The following is a 4,397-nucleotide window of genomic DNA, read 5'->3' on the forward strand; positions in this document are numbered from 1 at the left end:
CCGTTGAACCATCTCCACCGGCACCTGCGCCCTCGCCAGCACCGACAGACACAACGCCGGAGGGATCACCTCCGCCAACGAGTAACACTGAACCGGCTACCCCTTAGAGGGTGTCTAGTTCTGAAGTGCTCGTAAAAAGGCAGCCAAGCGACTAAAGATTCCCTGACCACGGGGTTGACCTTGGGGGGTGAGGGCACGCTCAATGTCCTCGCTACTGGGGCGTTGCGCAAATTCTGCTAAGCACGTGGGGGCTGCTTCACTGTATTGCCAAATTTGCCACGGTTGGGGATAACAGCGCCAGAGAATAATGGTTTCTGCGAGGGGACGCAGATAATAGCAGGGTTCGAGAGTGTTCAAAAATCGTTCCCGCAACCGGCGACCGGCGTAGCCAATGCCCACGGTGGCCACATCCTGTAGCCGTGGGTTCAAGAGAATAAAGGGGCGATCGCCCGCAGTCAGACACATCTGCTCAATTGCCGTGACCTCCACAGGGGTAGGGGCAACAATCACAATGGCGCGATCGCTCGCTTCAATGGGTGTCAGAAGTTCATTAACCCCCCGCACCCTATAGGGGGTTTCACCCCATTCACGACGAGCAAGAGCCGCAGAGCCAGCATCGGCAAAAAAGACCTTAAGATCACTGCCCATTTCGGCAAACAGGGGCAGGTAGCCAGCCGCCAAGCCCATGGGATTGAGATCAGGAAGCAGAATCTCGATTTGCAGGCGGTTTTTACCCTCTTGGAGCGCCGCTTGGGTGGCCTGCTGGGCTTGACTCAGGGCAGTCTCCAGGCTATCGGGCGGCAAAATGGACATGGGGGCTAGGCAGAGACTTCGCTGACCACGGTGTTAAAGAGGCGCTGCAGCTCCTCTATGAGCGCTTTGGCCTGCCCTAGGGTCTCTGTGGTAGTGGACTGTTCTAGTTGGGCTGCGACTGCTTGCATGGCGCTAATACCGACATTGCCACTGGCTCCCTTGAGGTGATGGGCCTCTCGCTTGATTTGATCCACGTTCCCTTGGTTCACAGCTTCTGCCAAAGCCGCTAGGCGTTGCTGGGCATCCTCGACAAAGGTTTGTAGCAGTTCCAACTCAAACTCGCGATCGCCCCCCGAAAGGGTAGCTAAATAGTCCCAGTCAATTGGCGATGTCATCAGTTCCCAATTCCCCACAGGTGACTCGTCGTTATTGTAGCCTGTCCTAGCCAAGGCAATTCAAGGGTTGAGGCAAGAAGCATAGGGGGAGCTTTGTAATAATTCTTAACTTCCTGAGCGCAGTTTACCCCCTTGGCGAAATCAGGGATTCGATGGCACTATCGCAGTGGCTCAGCAAACAACCGCAGCAAAGACGAGGAACTATGGGCGATCGCGTGACGGTGGGGATTGTGGGTGCCTCAGGCTATGGGGGCGTCCAACTGGTGCGCTTACTCCTTGAGCACCCCCAAGTGGAGATTGTTTATCTCGGTGGTGAAGGCAGTGCCGGTCGCCCCTACACGGAGTTATATCCCCACTTGCAGGGGCGGGTGAATCTCACGGTGGAGCCCGTATCCGTGGAGGTCATTCGCGATCGCGCCCAAGTGGTGTTTCTCTCGCTGCCCAATGGCATCGCCTGTAAGCTTGTCCCGCAACTCCTTGAGCAGGGCTGTAAAGTGCTGGATCTATCGGCAGACTATCGCTTTCAGGATTTGGAAACCTACACCCAGTGGTACGGTGAACCCAGGGCAGATCAGGCTACGGCCCAAAAGGCGGTCTATGGCTTACCAGAACTCTATCGCGATCGCATTCGCCAAAGTGCCCTCATTGGTTGTCCGGGGTGTTACCCCACCGCTAGTTTGCTGGCACTGGCACCTTTAATGAAGCAAGGGCTGATTGAACCAAATACGGCAATTATTGATGCCAAGTCCGGTACCTCTGGCGGCGGGCGTCAGGGCAAAATCAATCTCCTCCTTGCAGAAGCTGACAATTCCCTTGCCCCTTACAATGTTGCGCGTCACCGCCACACCCCAGAAATTGAAGCCATTTGTAGTGATTTGGCTGGCCAAAGTGTTCTCGTGCAGTTTACACCCCACCTCGTGCCCATGCCTCGGGGGATTTTGGCCACTGTCTATGCCACCCTGCGGGATCCGGGTCTGGTACGTGAAGATTTGATCACTATCTACCAAGCCTTTTATCGCCATTCCCCTTGGGTCAATATCATGCCCCCCGGCCTCTATCCCCAAACCAAATGGGCCTGGGGCACCAATGCCTGCTTTATTGGCATTGAAGTGGATGAGCGCACCGGCCGCGTGATTGTCATGTCTGCCATTGATAACCTCATGAAGGGCCAAGCCTCCCAGGCGGTGCAGTGTTTGAATTTGATGATGGGTTGGCCAGAGACGATGGGCTTACCGCAGGTTGCTTTTTATCCCTAGGACTCAAGTTTCATCCTGTGTCACCAAGGGCAGGCGATCGCCCCGTAGAATCTCCGTACTGGCTGCACTCAAGCATAACCCCATCTGCCATAATCCCTGTCCTAGGCACAAAGCCACCAGAAAGGGAGCAGTACTCAAGCTTAACAGTAGCGTTGTCGGTGTCAAGGGAGCCATCGGAACTCATCAATCAATATCAATCAACATCTGAACTATTCCCCTCCTCCTCAGGCGGAAGACTGGCAAAGAGCAATTCTCGGGATTTCTTTAGTTGTTTCCAGAGGGCCTTGATTTGATTGTAGGCCTCATCGCTAGTGATTTTTCCACCGGTTTCCAAGCCACAAATGTAGTTTACCCGTTGGGCAAATTCCTGCAAATTGGCATTAAAGGCCAAATTTTGGGGCGTAAATGGGCCGCGGTAGGAACTGATGGGGAAGAGGAACTTTTGTTTGTCAAATTCTGGCTTGGGCGCTTCAGACACAACTATAGCCTTTCTCAATGGCACTAGGTCTATTGTATCGAAAATTTTAAGATTCCCCCTCTCAGGCAGGCGACATTGCTCACAATAGCCCCAGCATATGTAAGGGGCCTTGACCACTGATGAGTTCAATCATCAACGCCAGAAAACCCAACATGGCCAAGCGACCATTCCAGCGTTCGGCGGCGGAGGTCATGCCCCATTCCCAGCGCTCCTGGGGATAAAGCTTCACCCGCTTGCGGGACTTGTTTACCTCAGCAAAGGTGCGCGGTGGTGCTGCTAGGGCATCCTTCACCAGTTGGGCAAGGGCGCTAATAAAACCATTGTGATCGTTGAGGGCGGGCACTCGCCGAAACACTTCAATGCCGGCTTCTTCAGCAATCTCGCGGTACTCGATGTCAATTTCTTGGAGAGTTTCAATGTGCTCTGAAACGAAGCTAATGGGCACCACAACCAGGGTTTTCACCCCTTGGGCTGCCAATTCGAGAATGACATCTTCGGTGTAGGGTTGCAGCCACTCGACCGGCCCCACCCGACTTTGGTAGGCCAGCACATGGGCATTGGGGCGATTGAGGGCAGCCATGATCAGCCTGACGCAGGCTTCAATTTCCTCTTGGTAGGGATCGCCGGCTTCGCTGACATAGCTTTTGGGAACGCCGTGGGCACTAAAGAAAACTACCGCCTCATCGGGGTTGGGACACCGATCCAGTTCTTGGCGAATCAAGTCCGCCATGGCGAGCACATAACCGGGGTGGTTGTACCAAGAGGGGATCAGCGTATAGCGAATTTTTTGCAATTCAGGGTCTTGATTCCATAGGCTCTCTAGGAGGCGAAAACTGGAACCACTTGTGCTAATGGAAAACTGAGGATAAAGGGGCAAAATCACCAGCTCGCGAATTTGATCCGCTTTGATTTGGGCGATCGCCTCCTCCGTAAAGGGGTGCCAGTAGCGCATCCCAATGTACAAGTTAGCCTCAATGCCAATGCCTCCTAAGGCGTCTTTCAGGGCACGGGCTTGCTGTTCGGTAATGCGCCGCAGGGGGGAGCCGCCACCAATTTGGGCATAGTTTGCCTGAGAGCGACGGGCCCGACTGGTGGAAATAAACCACGCAAGAGGCTTTTGGAGCCAACGAAAGGGGAGGCGAATGATTTCGGGATCGGAGAACAGGTTGTACAAAAAAGGGCGGACATCCTCGGGGCGATCGGGCCCCCCTAAATTGAGAAGTAGTACACCTGTTTGGCTCGCCATTCCCAAAATCACCTAAATCTTTTCGCGATCGCTTTCTTATTGTGACATACTCTCAGGATCTCAGGGGGAGAAAATCTCGCTAAGGTAAGGATTAAAGAATGTTGTTGATGTGTTCAAACGGTGACCTACGCAATTGATTTTGGAACCAGTAATACGTTGGTGGCGCGGTGGAATTCTGCCGCTCAAGCTGCCGAAGCGGTAACGCTCCCTGGACGCTCGGTGGGCTTTGGTGAGGTGCCTGCCCTTGTCCCCAGCTTGGTCTATGTGGA

6 protein-coding genes are annotated in these 4,397 nt (G+C 54.1%); 1 reads left to right on the forward strand and 5 read right to left on the reverse strand.

Annotated features, from left to right (window positions below; genetic code table 11):
• Positions 1-114: 114 nt before the first annotated feature.
• Complete coding sequence (locus H8Q75_RS00695) at positions 115-813, reverse strand: DUF1995 family protein (protein WP_024125224.1); 699 nt, start codon at positions 811-813, stop codon at positions 115-117.
• Positions 814-818: 5 nt separating this feature from the next.
• The gene (locus H8Q75_RS00700) at positions 819-1,148 is read right to left on the reverse strand and encodes an Hpt domain-containing protein (RefSeq protein WP_024125223.1); all 330 of its coding nucleotides are present in this window, start codon (positions 1,146-1,148) and stop codon (positions 819-821) included.
• A 203-nt stretch (positions 1,149-1,351) separates the two neighbouring features.
• Here H8Q75_RS00700 and argC point away from each other — a divergent pair, with 203 nt between their 5' ends.
• Positions 1,352-2,404: an N-acetyl-gamma-glutamyl-phosphate reductase gene (gene argC, locus H8Q75_RS00705; RefSeq protein ID WP_297039583.1), complete on the forward strand. Its 1,053-nt coding sequence runs from the start codon at positions 1,352-1,354 to the stop codon at positions 2,402-2,404.
• A 3-nt stretch (positions 2,405-2,407) separates the two neighbouring features.
• On the opposite strand, the gene H8Q75_RS00710 is transcribed toward argC, so the two are convergent.
• From H8Q75_RS00710 to hemH, 3 genes are all read right to left on the reverse strand, one after another.
• On the reverse strand, positions 2,408-2,578 hold the full coding sequence (locus H8Q75_RS00710; protein ID WP_024125221.1) for a hypothetical protein: 171 nt from the start codon (positions 2,576-2,578) through the stop codon (positions 2,408-2,410).
• Positions 2,579-2,597: 19 nt separating this feature from the next.
• Positions 2,598-2,882 (reverse strand): hypothetical protein, encoded by a 285-nt coding sequence (locus H8Q75_RS00715; protein ID WP_024125220.1) that lies wholly within the window; start codon positions 2,880-2,882, stop codon positions 2,598-2,600.
• A 79-nt stretch (positions 2,883-2,961) separates the two neighbouring features.
• Positions 2,962-4,128, reverse strand: coding sequence for a ferrochelatase (gene hemH, locus H8Q75_RS00720; RefSeq protein ID WP_041429144.1), 1,167 nt, complete (start codon positions 4,126-4,128; stop codon positions 2,962-2,964).
• Positions 4,129-4,397: the final 269 nt, after the last annotated feature.

Origin of the sequence: Thermosynechococcus sp. OHK43, from assembly GCF_014466085.1 — a bacterium.
Classification (GTDB): domain Bacteria; phylum Cyanobacteriota; class Cyanobacteriia; order Thermosynechococcales; family Thermosynechococcaceae; genus Thermosynechococcus.

Bases quoted from the DNA above. Each gene is read 5' to 3' on its own strand.
- H8Q75_RS00700 (WP_024125223.1), bottom strand. From the start codon at position 1,148: ATGACATCGCCAATTGACTGGGACTATTTAGCTACCCTTTCGGGGGGC.
- H8Q75_RS00710 (WP_024125221.1), bottom strand. From the start codon at position 2,578: ATGGCTCCCTTGACACCGACAACGCTACTGTTAAGCTTGAGTACTGCT.
- H8Q75_RS00695 (WP_024125224.1), bottom strand. From the start codon at position 813: ATGTCCATTTTGCCGCCCGATAGCCTGGAGACTGCCCTGAGTCAAGCC.
- argC (WP_297039583.1), top strand. From the start codon at position 1,352: ATGGGCGATCGCGTGACGGTGGGGATTGTGGGTGCCTCAGGCTATGGG.
- hemH (WP_041429144.1), bottom strand. From the start codon at position 4,128: ATGGCGAGCCAAACAGGTGTACTACTTCTCAATTTAGGGGGGCCCGAT.